Here is a 15,521-nt window from a genome sequence, read left to right on the forward strand (position 1 = left end):
GTCATGGCAATCGTGGCGGGGATCGACCTAGGCGGCACCGGATGCCGTGTGGTGATCCAGAGCGACGGCACTATCATCGCACGCACCACCGCGCTGACCGCTCAACTGGGGGAGGGCTCAGAAGCGGCACGGGTGTCCCGCTTGGCGGAGGCGGTGCTGGCGCTTCTGCCGGCGGGCGGCAGCCTCACGCGCGTCGGTTTTGGTGCGAGCGGCCCGGTCGATCGCGTTCAGGGTATCGTCCGCAACCCGGCGACGCTGCCGACATTTTCCGGATTTCCCTTGGCGGCAGATTTGTCCGCCCGCCTGGGCGTCCCAGTCATCATGGACAATGATGCCGTTGTCGCCGCGATCGGCGAGTATCATGTGGGCGCCGGCAACGCTGCCCGCCGCATGCTGATGGTGACACTCGGCACGGGTATCGGCGTGGCTTTCCTCCTCGATGGCGCACCCTTCAGGGGGCCGGGCGACCTGCATCCAGAGGCAGGGCACATTCCAATTGTTACATCAACGGCGCGCTGTTACTGCGGCGCCTATGGATGTTGGGAGCAGATGGCATCGCGTGCGGCGCTGCAGGCGATGCTGCGCCCGTTACTGCCGCCGGATGTCGAGGGACATGAACTCATCGAACGCGCGGTGAATACCCGAGAGGATTCCAGGATAGAGCGGGCTTTCGATGATTACGGGCGGTTGGTCGGTCGTGGTCTCTCCGCCCTCCACGCCCTCTATATGCCCGAGGTGACAGTGATCGGCGGCAGTATTGCGCCGCACTTTGAACGCTTTCGGGCGGGCATCGAGGCCGAGTTGACGCATACGAACACGCTTGCGGCGCCGGTTGTAATACGTGCGGCAAGCTTGGGAGATGATGCCGGCGCGATTGGCGCGGCGCTGATGGTGTCTCGATAGGCACGAGGTCTGGCTTGTGCGCTGTGTTCTTCCAGCAGAGTGTAGATCCAAACAAGGGTTCCGCGTCGGATCCGGTTGAGGGGTAGACGGCTTCGGAGTTGGGTCCATTTCAACGCGCCATCTCGTTTGGCTGACCGATTTCGGTGATCAGGCCGTGGTCCTTCCCGGCGTCGCCGCCGTGCTGCTGTTCCTGCTGTGGTCTCGCTGGGCGCGAGGCGCTGTCGCTTGGGCCGTCAGCATGGGTGGTGTCATGGCCACGATGCTGGTGCTGAAGGTGCTGGTGTCCTCGGTCGGCCGGGGCTGGTCGGGCATCGGTCTCAATAGCCCGAGCGGCCACACGGCGGCGGCGGCGGCATTCTACGGCGGTTTGGCCGTTATCCTCAGGCCGCCCATGACCACACTGGCTGCGGGTCTTATCGCGACTGCCATCGCTGTCGTCTTCGCAGCGACCCGACTCTTGCTAGGCTACCATACGCCGTTTGACGTCCTGATCGGCGGCGTGGTCGGCGTGGCCGGACTCCTCATCTTTTGTCGCACGAGCGGTCCTGTGCCGAGGGCTTTGCGCCGCGATCGGCTCGTCATTCTCCTTCTCCTCGTGGGCCTGGCTTTCCATGGCCACCGGTTGCCAGCCGAGGGCTACCTGCATCGACTTGCCGTCACGCGGGTACGCCCGGTCCTTCAGTTTTTAGAGGGCCGAGCCGGTCGAATTTTCTAGAGCAGGATCAGCGATCACGCGTGCCGCGCGTCTGACGCCGTCTGCGTCGATCGCTTCGATGATGGCGGGCAGAGCATCAGGATAGAGTCCTGCCAAACGGCGAAGATACGCATCCAGCACGCCCTGATCATCATGCGGCACGTCATGGTGAAGATCCACCGCATGCAAGCGATCGAGATTTGCGGGATTCCGTTCGATCTCTTTCGGAAACAGTGCAACCTTGGTGAGGGGCGCGCGCGGGATGGCGACAGGTGGCGGGTGGTGCCACGTCTCCTGCCCCATCACACAGGTGAGGAGGCGTGCGCATAGGTCGTGGCCGAAAACCTGGCCGAGATGGCTGGTGCCGATCGGACGCGGATTAAGCTCGATCAGGGACGCAGCACCCGTTGTCTCATCCAACATGAAATCGAAGCTCACGAAACCGGAACATCCAAGAGCCGCGACCAATCGCCGCGCGGTTGTCGCCATTTCTTCATTCTCCACATGGCGGACCATCGTGCTCGGGCCAAAGGGCACCGGGAACACGTGTTCCGCGACGAAACTAACGCCTTCCAGCACTTGGCCCTGCCAGGTCGAGACGGTCCGCATGGCCGGCACGCCCGGCACAAAGTCCTGCACCATAGGCGGCGCGAAGGCTGTCTCCTGCATGCCGGCGGCACTCCACAGCGTTTCCCGCGCGGCGGTTCGCCAGCGGCGCCAAGCACTGCCGCCTCTCAGGCCGCCGGTCGCTGCCGCAAGCTCGGATGGCTTCGTGGCGATGCGGACACCGTGGCCGCCACAGGTGTTTTCGGCCTTCAAGACGACCGGATAGCCCCAATCGGCGGCCGCCTCGAGCAGCACCGAAGCGTCATGCGACGAACGGAAGCGCGGCATTCGCACGTCCAGTCCGGCCGCGAGAGTCATCAACCCGGCACGGCTACAGGCAGCCGAATAGCCTTTCGGCGAACCCAAGGATTGTTCCAGCAAAGCTCGGAGAGGGCGCGATGTGGCGCCGGATTTTGCCAGCACGCGCAGCAACTGTGCCGAGACGCTGTCCAAAGGGACGATGAGGTCTGCCTTCCAGAAACGCGCGGCAGCCTCTAACCGCGGGCGCAGGAAGGGAATGCCGAACCAAGCGCCATGGTGACTGGGGAGCGGGAACCACTGGCTGACAAAGCGCGTTGTCGTGCAATAGAAGCCGGGCGGACTCAAGACAGCGCAGAGAGCCCCCAATGCACCCATCGCCATCGGCACGCGATCGATGCCGACATCGTTGACGAGGGCGACGAACAGGATGCGCGGCCGTGCGCGTCCCTCTGACGGCCCTGACATGGTCAGCCGTCTGCTACGGCGGCTGAGCGGCGGGAGGCCTTGGGCCGAGGCTGCGATGCCCTCAGAGCAGAGGCAGCGAGATGGCGGGACAGCCGACGCGCCGTAAAGCCGGCGCCGGCGGCAAAGCGTACCATCGGCCCGAAGCTGTTGGCTGCGGCCGGCCCGATGAAATGAAGGCCGTGCAATGCGCTTTCGAAGTTGCGCGACAGCCGTGGGGCGCCATCGATGGTCATGACTGCGGACTTGATATCCGCGTCGAGGAACGCGATGCGATCCACCGCCACTTTGTAACCCGTGGCTGAGATGACGTGATCCACGATTAGCGTGCTGGCCTGGCCGGCGCTGCTCGTGAGCGTCAGTCGGGCGCGGCCGTGCTCGACCGCCGCGTCCCGGACCGTGGTTCCGCTCAGGATCGGCACATGGCCCTCGACCTGGTCCCGGACGAACCATGCGGGGGCCGGCCCCAGATAGCGTTGCACAACCTTCGTGCGGAAGGCGGCTGGCATGGCGTGGAAAAGCAGCGGCGCCTTGGTGCAAAGAACCGCCTTCCAGCCAGGCCCGACGCTCGTCATCGGTGCGCGGATCTTGTTTCTCAGCGTCCGGGGTCCCAGAGGGGTCTGGAACCGGATGGCAGCGCGGCGTGCGATGACGGTTACGCTTGCGCCTTGGCGCCGCAAGGCCGCGGCGATATCCATGGCAGATGAGCCGCCGCCCACAACCGCCACGTGCTGGCCGACAAATCCTGCGAATCCGTTGTGATCAGAGCTGTGGCTCAAGTTCGAGGGCCCGAGGGCGGCCAGGCTCGGCAAGATACGCGCGTAGTGACCGACGCCCGCCGCGATGACAACACGACGGGACCTGATGAAGTCACCATCGGCGAGGCGGGTGTTGAAGCCGCCATTGTAGCGGGTGATCGCAACGACCGACCGATCTTCGACGCCGGGTACATAGCGCTTCTGGAACGCCAGCCCATAGGCCACGAAGGTATCCTTCCTTACCGGCAGGCCGGTATCGGCGTAGGGGATAGCCTGTTCTACGCAAAAGGCCTTCAGGGTGAACGTGCCGCTAGGCTCGAACAGGTTGCAGGCAAAACCTTCGGACTTCAGATGCATACCGTCGGGCATGCTCGACAGCCAGGCGCCCATCGGCGTCCCGACAATTCTGAAATCGATCCGATGCGCGCGAAGATGGGCTGCGAGCGACAACCCGTAAGGTCCGGCGCCGACGATCAGGCAATCGATCATGGTCAAACATCCTCACGGTGCTTGGTCGATCAAACCCATACACCGTCAAGAACAAACGCAAAATCTATCGAATGATCGACGCGCGGTATCACGCCTTCGGTCGATAGGGTCGATCCTCAATATTCGGTGATTGAGTTTCACGCAAAAAACGCGGTGCTACCCGCGTTCCGATTCCGGTTAAGCTTGATATATCAATGATATGAGCTCGGGCTTGATACCTTTCCAATGTCCCAATTGGGACATGAACGTTACTTCGCCGTCCCACCACGGACGGCCGGCGCGCGGGCGGCCGGCATTTCAGCAGGTCGCATACGTCTTTTGAATGAGGCGCACGGTTCGGTAAGTCTTTGGAGCATCTTGTTGGGAAGGCCCCGTTGGTCCCTTTTCGGAATGAAACCCTCATCATGGTTCGCGCCGACCATGAGACTGCTGTGAGCATGCATAATGGATGAGTTCCATCTTCTGATCGTGGGCGGCGGACCGGGCGGCATCGCCCCGCTGCTTGCCGCGCATCGGATGGGGCAGCTCGAGGATCTTCTGAAAAAAGGCGTTTGTGTCGTTGAGAAAACGACCGTCCTTGGCGCGGGGTCGATTGGCGGGTATGCCATCAACTCGGATAGCAGCGGTCGTACCTTCACAGACTGTTTGCAGAGCGAAAAGCCAACCGACATCACACGCTTGGCCCACCATCCTCTCACGCAGAGGTTGAGTGCTGCCGGCGACGGTACTGTCACCCTCCACGACGCCGGTCGGTTTCTGGGTTTGGTCGGCGAAACGCTTGCCACCATGATCGCGCGCGAGCCGGCGAGTGCGGTGATGACATCTCATACGGCCCTGAAGGCAGCACGGATCGATCAAGGTTGGAACGTCGAGGTTCGCGATGAGGCCACAGGCGTAAGACGCGTCCTGCGAACGCGCCATCTGGTGCTGGCGACAGGCGCTGACCAACCGATCGGCCGACTTTCGGGCGAGACAATCGGTCATCGCTCCCTCACCGAACTTTGTGGCGACCGACTGATCCAGTCGGGTGACGTTCTGACGACAGGAGGCCTCGCCCGCGTGGCGGACTTGCTCGGCGGCCGCGCCGCGCCGAAAGTCGCCATTGTTGGAGGCTCGACAAGTGCGGCGGCGGTCGCCCATGCCTTGTTGCACAGACTGCCGACCGTGACCTTCGGCAATGCCGGCATCACACTTCTCCATCGGCGCGATCTCCGCATTTTCTATCCGGACCGCGAGTCCGCTCTCCATGATCATTACGATGAATGGACCGAGGAGGACGTCTGCCCGGTGAGCGGTCGTGTGTTCAGGCTCGCCGGCTTTCGGCTCGATTCGCGTGAACTTATTATGCAAGCGCGTGGCATTGGCGGGCGACCACCCGAGGCACGCCTGCACCTGCACCGCTTGACGTCTGACGATACCCAAGCGCATCGGATCATCAATGAGGCCGATGTCGTCGTCGCGGCCCTGGGCTATCGGCCGCGCGTTTTGCCGCTCGTCGCGTGTGATGGCACGCCGATTGATCTGCTCGTGAGCACGGGGCCACAGCAGCCTCTGGTCGATCGGCAGTGTCGGGTTCTGGATGCCGATGGGCGGCCGATTGCGAGCCTCTTCGGCATCGGACTGGCGGCAGGCTTCGTCCCGAGCGGGGCCTTGGGCGGCGAGCGGAGTTTCCGGGGACAGGCGAACGGGCTTTGGCTCTGGCAACACGACGTCGGCTCTCTGATCGTCAAAGCCGTATTGCGAACAGCCAAAGTGCGAGGCGGGATCAATATCTCCCGCGCATCGACCAAGATCCATGAGAGTGATGCCATAGGCCTCTCGGCAATTTCGGCCCTGTGAACGGCCATCATCCTCGCTTGGATGGTTCATCTGCGATCGCGTGTGACGTGTGAGAGCGCGACGTCATATCGGTATCGGCGTCCTCGCGCGCGGATGGTCGCAGCTCACCGCGATGCTGATCGCTATTCTTGCTGCGCGTCTGCTCGGCAAAAACGCCTTCGGTATCTACGCCATCGCCAGCATCTTCATCGTGCTGCTGCAGGGGCTAATCTTTGGCGGCATCTACGATTACATCATCAAGAATCGTGACGAGGATCTCGATAGCGATACCTGCTTCTGGATGAACCTCGGCTTGAGTGTCGTCGGCGCCGCCGTAATCGTCATGCTGGCGCCGATCATGGCGGTCCTCGTTCATTCCCAGATGATGATGCTTCTGATGATGGGGGTCGCGCCGTCCGCATTGGTCGCTGCCCTGACGAGTTGGCAGGAAGCCTTGCTCCTGCGTCAGGGAAAGCTGACCGCGTTCTACTCGGTCGGTCTCATGACCGAAACGGCTGCCGCCGCGATTGGCGTTGCGGCGCTCCTGTCAGGTTTCGGACTATGGTCGCTGGTCATATACCGCTATGCGCAGTTGGCGCTTGCCTCGCTTTGCTACTTCTGGATGGTGCCTCGCCTGCCCAGGATGCGTTGGCATCCCGATACTGCGCGATCCGCCCTCGGGTTCTCCGGCGATATCGCCATTGGTCGGCTCGTCGCAAACATCGCCACCTATAGCTCCGACCTTCTGATCGGAATCCTGGTGAACCCCGCTGCCGCCGGTGCCTATCGTTTGGCCAACCGCGTGGTGCTCGGGATCAGCGAAGTAGCGTATCAACCGGCGACGACCATGGCCTGGGTTCATTTCTCTGACGCAGGGGAGGATGAGGCGGCGCTGCAGCGTGAATGGCTGGCGCTGATTTCGCTGCTGTCGCTTACGGTCTGGCCGGCGCTCGCAGGGCTCGCGTTCATGAGCGGCACCGTCATCCATCTGCTGGTTGGGAAGGGCTGGAGCGAGGCCATTCCCGTGGTCGCTTTGATTGCCGTCTCCCGCATGATCGCGTTGTTCCAGGTCTTCTTCGACGCGATGCTCGGCGTTCGCAACCGCACCGGGATGCTCGTCAAGATCCGCTGCGGGGCGGCTGTGGGATCCATCGCGGCCCTCATCTTGCTGGTCCGTTATGGCGCCGTGGGTGCCGCCACGGCCTCCATCATCGTGTCGCTCGCCGTCTCCCTTTTGGCTGTGCGGATTGGAATGGTGGAAACAAGGCTGCGACTGCGGACCCTGATGGCTGCCTTGGCGCCCGGCGTCGCCGCGACCTGTGCGACCTTGGTGGGCGCGGCGGTCATCGCTGATCTCGCAGCGCTCACGGCTGACCCTGTGATGGAGGCGATCCTCACCGTCGCCGGGGGGATCGCGGGCTGGGGCTTCGTCCTGCTGATCGTGTATCGGCGCAGACTGCCGATTCTGCATGTCGCGGTCTAGGAATGGGCGCGGTTCATCCGAAAGGCCAAGTTCACCTAAGCCTCCGTTTGGGGCAATCGTTCCAATAGATGCAGAGGACAATGTCCTTGGCGGTCTTATCTCACCCTTAGCCCATGAGGTTGGTCGTGCCAGTGCCCTTCATTCGACCGAATCCGCCCCGTTTGAGCGAGGCAGGCATGGCGCTTCGGGCGATAGAAGAACGTCGCATGTTCAGCAATTTTGGCCCTGTGAACGCGACGTTTGAGGAAGACATGGTCGCCCGCATGTTCTCGGGCGTCGGCAGTTGCATGACAGTGTGCAATGCGACGATCGGCCTCATGCTCGCCATTCAACAGGCGATCGGCCGTCGGTCCACCAGACCGCGCTATGCCTTGATGCCGTCCTTCACCTTCGCAGCGGCCGCCCAGGCGGCCCTATGGTGCGGACTGACGCCTCTCTTGTGCGAGATCGACCCGGTGACATGGAGCGCCTGCCCGCAAGACGAGGAGCGGCTTCTTGCCCTCTACGGCGACGACATTGCGGTCGTCGTACCCTATGCGACATTCGGCTACGACATCGACCTCATGCGCTACGAAGCAATCATGCAGCGCCATAAAGTGCCGGTCGTCGTCGATGCCGCGGCATCCCTCGGTACTGTGTCTGCGGATGGCCGTGGCTTCGGCACGGGCTTTAAGGGAACGGTCGTCTTTTCCATGCATGCGACGAAAGCCTTCGCGACGGGTGAGGCAGGCGTTGTCTACAGCAACAATCAGGACCGAATTCACGAATTGCGGCAGATGTGCAACTTCGGCTTCGGTCAAGCCCGCACCGCAACGATGCCCGGTTTGAATGGCAAACTCAGTGAGATCGGCGCGCTGTTGTGCCAGCAACGGTTGAATACTTTTGAAGAGACGATGATCCACCGGACGGCGGTCATGGCACGGTATCGCGCGGCGCTGCCCGATCTCACCTTCCAACCCATTCAGCGGGGACGCCAGGCGCATCAATTCGGTGTGGGGCTTCTTCCGGAAGGATGGGGACCGCATCGAAGCCAGTTCTCCGCAGAGTTGACAGCAGCCGGAATCGGCAACGCGACTTATTTCAGTCCACATCTGGCACAGCAGAGCTATTTCGTGGAGAACGCCGTTTTCGAAGACTTGTCGGTCACCGACGATATTGCGGGTCGTGTGATCAGCTTGCCCATGTTCGATACCATGACGGAGGCCGACACGGATGAAGTGATCGCCGTCGTGCGTCAACAGATGTCCGCGCACACCGTATCGGCATCGATGCCGGCATGGTCGCTACCTCTAGACGTCACGAACGCGTTCCGGCGTCATGTGGCCGCGGATCAGGTCCATTAGCGCAATCACATTGCCGCGGAGCCGACCGCGGCGATCGACATAAGTCTCCGACCACAAGGCCCTGGCGAGGTTCTTGGCGATATTTCGCATGATCAGGGTCAAAGCGACAGCCATGGGATACCCGGACTGCTTGCTGGCGAGATAGAGCGGATTGGCGACCTGCGAATAACCGAGCTTGACGCCCGCGCTGCGCCCGCTTTTCACGCCGAGGTGTACGCCGCGCGCTTTCTCGATCAGAACGATGTCCCCGAACGCCGCCAATCGTCGGGACATATCAACGTCTTCCTGCCAGCAATAGAGTTGCAGACGTTCGTCAAACCATAGATCCCGATCTCTCATGGTTTTTAAGCGGAGGCTCATATTGCAGCCGTAAGCGGAAAAGACGGGTCTTGTGCCGGACCCGGCCGCGATGGGGTTTGCCAAAATGGTATGACCCTCAGATGGCGACAGGCCGGGACCGCCTATCCCGTCCGCCAGCACCACGCCGGTCGCGACGACCGTAGCGGGGTGGCGAGACATATGGTCCTCGACACCCGCGAGGTAGTCTCGTTCGGCCAAGAAATCATCGTCGAAGAAAAGCAGAACGTCGGCGTTCGTCGCAGCGGCGATGATGGCATTGCGTTGTTGACAAAGCCCCGGCGGAGACAGGATCACGGTCACCTCTGGAAAACGCTCTGCGATATCGTCGACATCGGCGGGGTCGCCGCCGCATATGACCACATGGTCTGCACGTCGTGTCTGCTGTGCCAGCGTCGCCAGCATCTCGCGCAGAATGGCGGGACGCCCGCGCGTGGCAATACCGACGGTGAGGTTAAAACCCGGCACAGTCGCTCGCGAAGTCAATCATCACGTCTGGGCGCGCCGATGCATGCGACCGAGCCTCAACAGCCCCGCAAGCCGGCCGCAAAATGAGAGCCAGTAGTAGCGGGCATCGAAGCGGCGAAAGCGGAGCAGGCTTAGACAGGCGCCACCGAAAGGTCGGATGAGGAAAATGAAACAAATTCTCAGCGGTGTCCGGTGCTTTCGAAGCACATAGCCCAACCCCGCGCCATAGACATAGGCGCGCTCAACGGCCACGGCCGTCAAGCGCTTGTCGGGATGAACCACACGCAGGTTCGGGTCAAAGATCGCGAGGGCCCCGGTGCGCATGGCGAGCAGGGTCAGGTCCTGCGCATCCCCGGATGCAAAGGGTGTGCCGAGGCCCATCGATTGGTCGAACCCACCGACTTGCTCATAGGTGGAGCGACGGATGAATAGATTGAATTCTATGGCGCTCGTCCAAACCGTTCTCACGGAAATGACGCCGCCCTGATGGTGCCATCGTCCGGAACCCGGCGTGCCGTCAGGGGTAATTGCAATACCGGTCAGAACGTCGGGTGTCATGGGTCCGCTTTCGCGGAACCGCTCATCGACCTGCAAAAGAAGATCGGGAGGATAGAGGCAGTCATCATCGGGAAAGGCAAGGATCTCGCCCGATGCCACAGCCGTTCCGACGTTGCGGCTATGGTTGATCTGGCGCGGCAGGGATCGGATCACGCGGAGTGGAAACTTGCCCTCAAAGCGGGCGATGATGCCGGCGAGACGCTCATCGGCGTTTTGTTGGACGATGATGAGTTCGAAGTCCTTGAAGCTTTGTTCAGAGAGCGCTTCCATGAACGCGGCGACCTCGTTCGTCCGCCCGCCCGTGACCATGATCAACGAAAACCGCACTCAAGTCTCTCCAGCCGTCTTGATTGTTGCGTCAATACATCATCACGCTCGTTCGCGGCTGGCAATCAAAACATCTATCGTCTCATCCAGGCTTTCGATCGCCGGAGTCCGATTGGTTCACGCTGAAGCGGCCTTCTTCGCGCTTGCACGGCTGATCAACCGAAATACGAGCGCTGCGACGACGCCCCCGAGCAATGGCCCGATTGTATAGAAAAACCAGACCGGGAGAATCCCCGTCACCAACATCGGCCCCAGGGCGCGCGCGGGGTTTCCTGCGCCCCCGCTCACCGGGCCGCCGAGCAGCACCCCGGCAGACAGCGCAAACCCGATGCAGATGGCAGCAATCCCGGGCGGAACGCGCTTATCCGTGGTCGTCGAGATGACGGTGAAGACCAGGATGAAGGCGATGAACGCCTCGACCAAAAGCACTTGGAGTCCGCTTGCTCCATTGGCCGGCGACGGCAGCCCAAGATGGGCGTGGCTATAGGCGTCAGGACCGTAGGCGGCCCAGACGAGCAAGGAGGCGAGGATCGCGCCCACCAACTGAGCGCTCCAATACGGAAGCACGTTTTTCCAGGAAAATTTACCCGCAACGGCAAGACCCAGGGTCACAGCCGGGTTCACATGGGCGCCGCTGATCTGACCCAATGACCCAGCAATTGGAATGAGAATGAGGCCAAATGACAAGGCGACGGCAAGCGAATCATAGGCAGGGCCAGCGGTCGCCTTGGACAGAATGGCAGCCGTTGCCACGGCCGTGCCGACCAGCACGAGGAGCAGCGTTCCGATGCACTCGGCGGCGCAAGCGAGGAGAAGGTTCTCAGACGCCGTTTCGGCTGAACCGGGTGCGCTGTTGGCACCATTTGGCGTTTCAAACGCCTCGGGGTCGATGGTCGGTCGCGTCACAGTCTTCATTGAGCCGGTTCCCTGAGAGTTTTGCTCAGTTGACAGCATGTCATTGCCGGATCAACGCCTATAGTGCCATGAGCGGCGTCGTTGGTTGGAACGTGACCGCGCGCCGCACACCCGCCGGAATGTGATCGCCGAAAGTGCGACGCCATCTGGGGGAGCGGTATCCGCGATCCCATGTAGCCTTGCCTATGGCTGCTCGGCCTTGCTGTGAGCAGTCTCTAAAGCATGAAGGAAACTCTATGGCTCACATGACCCTCGCCGATGTGTCGAAGACGATGGGCGACATCGATTTCGCGATGCTGTCCACTCGGGCTGCGAGCGGAGATATCTCCTCGCGTCCGATGAGCAACAATGGTGATGTAGAATACGATGGCGACAGCTACTTCTTTACTTGGGAAGAAGCGCATACCGTCGGAGATATTGAACGTGATCCAAAGGTAGGATTGTCGTTCAGCGGAAGCAAAGGCTTGCTCGGGAAGGTGCCGATGTTCATCGCCGTCGAGGGCAAGGCAGAACTCATTCGCGACAAGACAGCTTTCCAGCAGCATTGGACCAAGGATCTGGACGTATGGTTCAAGGATGGCATCGACACGCCTGGTGTCGTCATGATCAAGGTGCATGCCACGCGCATCCATTATTGGAACGGCATGGAAGACGGCGAAGTCGCCGTCTGAGGCGCAGTTCCTAGCGGCGTCAATCGCGCAAATCGTGACCTGATCTCATCCGAAGCTGCGGGCTTCTGTCAGCGGCGGGTGGCGCGATTTCATTAATCGCGCGGCTGAGACGGGTGCCGCTATCTTTTAAGGCCTCTTCAAAACGACCTTGGCCGTCGCGCGTTTGGTTTCGTGCGACGATCAGGCACATGCAGCCAACGGCCGTGCCGTCTTTCCCTCGGACCGGCACGGCCAGGCAATCCGCGAAATCATCGACGAGCCCGCTGGTCATGAAGAAATTGCTTGCGCGGGCCTCAGCCACTTCTATGCAGAACTGCTCAGGATCGACCTGTTGCCCGTTCGGCAGAACAAAGTCTTCGTGCGGGATGAAGGCCTTGATGCTGTCCCGGTCTAGGTGATCGAGCAGTAAACGTCCCGACGCCGTCCAGGGGATCGGCATATCCTTTCCGACGTCCGAGCTGATTTTGAACAGCGCCTGTCCGGTCTCCATATGGAGCACGGTGAACTTATTGCCATTGAGCGTGCAGAACTGGCTGGTTTGCCCCGTCGCTTTGGCGAGTGCCGCGACCTCTGCGCTGGCCAGCCGGCTCAGCCGATGGTTGTTCAAATAATCGGCGGCATAGAAATGCAGCGTTCTGCCGAAGAAGACGCGCGCATGATCATCATAGACTTCAAGTATTCCGCCAGCGACCAGCCGGCTGACCAGATCATAGGTCGTCGATCGTGGCGCGTTGAGCTGCCGGGCCAGGTCACCGATGCGCAGCGGCTTGCCCGCGACATGCAGCGCTTTGAGTAGGTCAAGCACACGATCAACGCCACGGACACGCGCGTTTTCAGTCGAATCGCCCACGTTGGTTTCCGAATTATGTCGTTGCGCGGTTTAGAAGCCTATCGTAAGATTGTCCAGCATACTGAACTACTGTCCAGGCGATTGGACAATCTGTCAAGACATGCGGACGACGGATGCGGCTGAGGCCTTTGTTGATCGGGCATTTTCACCGTGTTTCTTTCATGTGGTTAAGCATGTTTTGTGCCAATAGCTGGGCGGTTTCGGAGTGATCATGGGGCGTCTCGCGGGTAAGGTTGCCATTGTGATTGGGGGCGCCCGCGGAATCGGCGCAGGCATTGTGACGCGCTTTTTGGAAGAGGGTGCGTCGGTCGTCATCGGCGATATGGATGAAGAGTCGGCGGCAGACTTAATGGCGGGCCTGCCAGAGTTTGCCCCCGTTCGATTCGTCCGCATGGATGTCACGTCTGCCGCCGATAACCGGCGCATCGCAGAGACCGCCGAGGGCGCCTTCGGTCGGCTGGATATCCTGTGCCAGAATGCCGGCATCTATCCGTGGACCATGATCGAAGACGTGTCCGAGGAAGAATGGGATCATGTTCTGGCGGTCAATCTCAAGAGCGCGTTTCTGTCCTTGCGCGCGTGCTTGCCTGCCATGAAGCGTCAGGGCTCCGGCCGCATGATCTTCACCGCCTCCATCACCGGGCCACGGGTAAGCAGCCCTGGCCATAGCCATTATGCGGCCAGCAAGGCGGGCCTCGTCGGGCTGATCCGCAGCGCCTGTATCGAACTCGCGCCCTATGGCATCACCGTCAATGGTTTGGAGCCGGGCAATGTGCTGACGGACGCCATCACACGGTCGCGCTCGCCTGAATTCATCGCGGGTATGGAGAGGTCGGTCCCTTTGGGCCGACTGGGCACACCGGCCGATGTTGCCAATGCCTGCCTTTATCTTGCTTCCGACGATGCGAGCTATATCACCGGCACAACCATCGTGATCGATGGCGGCCAAATCGTATGCGAGAGCAAGCCGTAAGCGCCCTTCCTGCAAACCGGGGCGAGCGCCTGACCGACCGCGATCACTGAAAAACAACAAGGGATAAGGACGATGACCTCACATACCCTGTACAGTGCAGCCCCGCGACCACGACGCGGCCGCAGGCTCAGCACCGCCGTCGCGATGGGCGCGATGCTGGCCGGCATGCTGAGCTGGGGCGGTCATGCCGCGCTCGCCCAGAGCGCCTCGGCCGGCGATCCCTACACCGCCAAGCCGACCTTTTGGTTCTGGGGCGAGAGCGATGTGCCCGGCATGGACAAATGGATGGCCGGTGCGGTCAAAACCTATGAGACGCTGCATCCCGGCGTGAGCCTCAATATCGTTCCGCAATCCTCCGACACGCTGATCGGCGCGTTTCGTCTTGCGGCGCAAAGCAAATCTGGTCCCGACATGGATACGCAATGGGCGACGCTGCCCACGCTGACGCCCTATTGGACCGGCGCGGCCGTGCCGATTTCCGATTATGTGCCGGCGAGCGAAACCTCTCAATGGGTCGATACCGGTGAGAATACGGTCGATGGTAAGATCATCGCGATGCCACTGTATCTGATCGGCGTTTCCCTTGTCTGGAACAAGGATCTTTTCAAGCAAGCGGGTCTTGATCCCGATGTCGGCCCCAAGACCTGGCCGGAATTCCTGGCCGATTGCGCGGCGCTGAAGGCGCATGGCATCACGCCGCTCGGCATGGGCAATAGCGATGGGTATTTCGGCGCCTGGATGTTTGCCATCTATGCCAAGCAGGAACTCGATTCGCTCGGCGATCTCAAATCCGCCATCAGCGGAACCGGCGCCTATAAGATGGCGCAGTTCGATACCGTTCTGCACAACCTGTATGGCTTGATGCAGGATCTGATGGCGAAAGGCTACGTCAATACCGATGTCGCCTCGCTCAGCCTGACCCAGGGCTGGACCTTGTTTCCGCAGAAGAAGGCCGCGATGTCCTTCACCACGGATGGCAACGTGCTGACCTGGGCGACAACGCTGGGCGCGAAGAGCATCGGTGTGGCGCCGCCGCCGATTTGGGGCACGGGCAAGCTCGCCACTACCTATGACGTCACGCAATCCTCGGACGAGTTCATCACCAGCTGGTCCAAGAACAAGCCGGCTGATGCAGCGTTCCTGGCCTGGTTGCACCAGCCGGACAATTTGAAGTCGCTCTATACCCAGACGAATGCTTTCCCGGCCGACAAGCGTTTCCCTGCCTCCGCCATTTCCGATCCTTTGGCCAAGCAGCTTTATGAGCTTGACACCGCGCCGGTTTCGATTTGGCTTGAAAACTATCTGCCGCCGCAAGTCGATAATAATGCGGATATTCCCGCCGGGCAGTTGATTACGTCCAAGGCCGGCACGCCCGATCAGGCGGTCGCGATCTGGGATCGCGTGATCAAGCAATGGCGCCTGCAGCAGATGAAAGAGTTCATGCAGTTCAAGGCCTGGGCCGCAAGTAATGGCTGAAGCGGACCATTCGGTCCGGCTAGCCTGGGGAAGCGGCGGCGAACGGAGTGTTCGCCGCCTTTCCAGAAAACCATTCGATGGTCGGCGCCTATGGGCCTATGTTTTTGTC

General features: G+C 61.2%; 14 protein-coding genes and 1 pseudogene. 8 read left to right on the top strand and 7 right to left on the bottom strand.

Annotated elements, in window-relative coordinates:
• Positions 1-3 precede the first annotated feature (3 nt).
• Positions 4-903 carry an ROK family protein gene (locus QP803_RS04410; protein WP_284946483.1) on the top strand — a complete coding sequence of 300 codons (900 nt, stop codon included), beginning with the start codon at positions 4-6 and terminating at the stop codon, positions 901-903.
• 154 nt (positions 904-1,057) lie between these two features.
• Positions 1,058-1,618 carry a phosphatase PAP2 family protein gene (locus QP803_RS04415; RefSeq protein ID WP_284946485.1) on the top strand — a complete coding sequence of 187 codons (561 nt, stop codon included), beginning with the start codon at positions 1,058-1,060 and terminating at the stop codon, positions 1,616-1,618.
• Here the strand turns inward: QP803_RS04415 and QP803_RS04420 are convergent.
• The gene (locus QP803_RS04420) at positions 1,589-2,929 is read right to left on the bottom strand and encodes an ATP-binding protein (protein WP_284946486.1); all 1,341 of its coding nucleotides are present in this window, start codon (positions 2,927-2,929) and stop codon (positions 1,589-1,591) included. The two genes, QP803_RS04415 and QP803_RS04420, sit on opposite strands and share 30 nt — an antisense overlap.
• Positions 2,930-2,931: 2 nt before the next feature.
• On the bottom strand, positions 2,932-4,173 hold the full coding sequence (locus tag QP803_RS04425; protein WP_284946487.1) for an NAD(P)-binding domain-containing protein: 1,242 nt from the start codon (positions 4,171-4,173) through the stop codon (positions 2,932-2,934).
• A gap of 444 nt (positions 4,174-4,617) precedes the next feature.
• Here QP803_RS04425 and QP803_RS04430 point away from each other — a divergent pair, with 444 nt between their 5' ends.
• From QP803_RS04430 to QP803_RS04440, 3 genes are all read left to right on the top strand, one after another.
• Positions 4,618-6,012 carry an FAD-dependent oxidoreductase gene (locus QP803_RS04430; protein WP_284946488.1) on the top strand — a complete coding sequence of 465 codons (1,395 nt, stop codon included), beginning with the start codon at positions 4,618-4,620 and terminating at the stop codon, positions 6,010-6,012.
• Positions 6,013-6,061: 49 nt separating this feature from the next.
• The gene (locus tag QP803_RS04435; protein ID WP_284946490.1) at positions 6,062-7,474 is read left to right on the top strand and encodes an oligosaccharide flippase family protein; all 1,413 of its coding nucleotides are present in this window, start codon (positions 6,062-6,064) and stop codon (positions 7,472-7,474) included.
• 176 nt (positions 7,475-7,650) lie between these two features.
• Positions 7,651-8,817: a DegT/DnrJ/EryC1/StrS family aminotransferase gene (locus QP803_RS04440; RefSeq protein ID WP_284946491.1), complete on the top strand. Its 1,167-nt coding sequence runs from the start codon at positions 7,651-7,653 to the stop codon at positions 8,815-8,817.
• Here the strand turns inward: QP803_RS04440 and QP803_RS04445 are convergent.
• The 3 genes from QP803_RS04445 to QP803_RS04455 form a co-directional block, all read right to left on the bottom strand.
• Positions 8,764-9,642: a glycosyltransferase family 2 protein gene (locus QP803_RS04445; protein ID WP_284947825.1), complete on the bottom strand. Its 879-nt coding sequence runs from the start codon at positions 9,640-9,642 to the stop codon at positions 8,764-8,766. The two genes, QP803_RS04440 and QP803_RS04445, sit on opposite strands and share 54 nt — an antisense overlap.
• Positions 9,643-9,663: 21 nt before the next feature.
• A complete protein-coding gene (locus QP803_RS04450) occupies positions 9,664-10,527 on the bottom strand; it encodes a glycosyltransferase family 2 protein (protein ID WP_284946492.1) in 864 nt (287 codons plus the stop codon).
• 117 nt (positions 10,528-10,644) lie between these two features.
• Positions 10,645-11,442 (bottom strand): MIP/aquaporin family protein, encoded by a 798-nt coding sequence (locus QP803_RS04455; RefSeq protein ID WP_284946493.1) that lies wholly within the window; start codon positions 11,440-11,442, stop codon positions 10,645-10,647.
• A 245-nt stretch (positions 11,443-11,687) separates the two neighbouring features.
• On the opposite strand from QP803_RS04455, the gene QP803_RS04460 reads away from it, so the two are divergent.
• Entirely contained in the window at positions 11,688-12,113 is a 426-nt protein-coding gene (locus QP803_RS04460; protein ID WP_284946494.1) for a pyridoxamine 5'-phosphate oxidase family protein, read from the top strand.
• Between the two features lie 19 nt (positions 12,114-12,132).
• Here QP803_RS04460 and QP803_RS04465 read toward each other — a convergent pair whose 3' ends face one another.
• Both QP803_RS04465 and QP803_RS23945 read right to left on the bottom strand, forming a co-directional pair.
• Entirely contained in the window at positions 12,133-12,720 is a 588-nt protein-coding gene (locus QP803_RS04465; protein WP_284946495.1) for an IclR family transcriptional regulator domain-containing protein, read from the bottom strand.
• A 123-nt stretch (positions 12,721-12,843) separates the two neighbouring features.
• Positions 12,844-12,963, bottom strand: a pseudogene (locus QP803_RS23945) (hypothetical protein); the annotation flags it as partial.
• Positions 12,964-13,174: 211 nt separating this feature from the next.
• Here QP803_RS23945 and QP803_RS04475 point away from each other — a divergent pair.
• Both QP803_RS04475 and QP803_RS04480 read left to right on the top strand, forming a co-directional pair.
• The gene (locus tag QP803_RS04475) at positions 13,175-13,936 is read left to right on the top strand and encodes an SDR family NAD(P)-dependent oxidoreductase (RefSeq protein WP_284946497.1); all 762 of its coding nucleotides are present in this window, start codon (positions 13,175-13,177) and stop codon (positions 13,934-13,936) included.
• A 72-nt stretch (positions 13,937-14,008) separates the two neighbouring features.
• Positions 14,009-15,412, top strand: coding sequence for an ABC transporter substrate-binding protein (locus tag QP803_RS04480; protein ID WP_284946498.1), 1,404 nt, complete (start codon positions 14,009-14,011; stop codon positions 15,410-15,412).
• The last annotated feature ends 109 nt before the right edge of the window (positions 15,413-15,521 follow it).

The organism is Acidisoma sp. PAMC 29798, from assembly GCF_030252425.1.
GTDB classification, from domain to species: Bacteria; Pseudomonadota; Alphaproteobacteria; order Acetobacterales; family Acetobacteraceae; genus Acidisoma; species Acidisoma cladoniae.

What these genes read in the sequence shown, in the direction of transcription:
- QP803_RS04410 (WP_284946483.1), top strand. Translation starts at nt 4, where the DNA reads ATGGCAATCGTGGCGGGGATCGACCTAGGCGGCACCGGATGCCGTGTG.
- QP803_RS04420 (WP_284946486.1), bottom strand. Translation starts at nt 2,929, where the DNA reads ATGTCAGGGCCGTCAGAGGGACGCGCACGGCCGCGCATCCTGTTCGTC.
- QP803_RS04425 (WP_284946487.1), bottom strand. Translation starts at nt 4,173, where the DNA reads ATGATCGATTGCCTGATCGTCGGCGCCGGACCTTACGGGTTGTCGCTC.
- QP803_RS04430 (WP_284946488.1), top strand. Translation starts at nt 4,618, where the DNA reads ATGGATGAGTTCCATCTTCTGATCGTGGGCGGCGGACCGGGCGGCATC.
- QP803_RS04440 (WP_284946491.1), top strand. Translation starts at nt 7,651, where the DNA reads ATGGCGCTTCGGGCGATAGAAGAACGTCGCATGTTCAGCAATTTTGGC.
- QP803_RS04455 (WP_284946493.1), bottom strand. Translation starts at nt 11,442, where the DNA reads ATGAAGACTGTGACGCGACCGACCATCGACCCCGAGGCGTTTGAAACG.
- QP803_RS04460 (WP_284946494.1), top strand. Translation starts at nt 11,688, where the DNA reads ATGACCCTCGCCGATGTGTCGAAGACGATGGGCGACATCGATTTCGCG.
- QP803_RS04475 (WP_284946497.1), top strand. Translation starts at nt 13,175, where the DNA reads ATGGGGCGTCTCGCGGGTAAGGTTGCCATTGTGATTGGGGGCGCCCGC.
- QP803_RS04480 (WP_284946498.1), top strand. Translation starts at nt 14,009, where the DNA reads ATGACCTCACATACCCTGTACAGTGCAGCCCCGCGACCACGACGCGGC.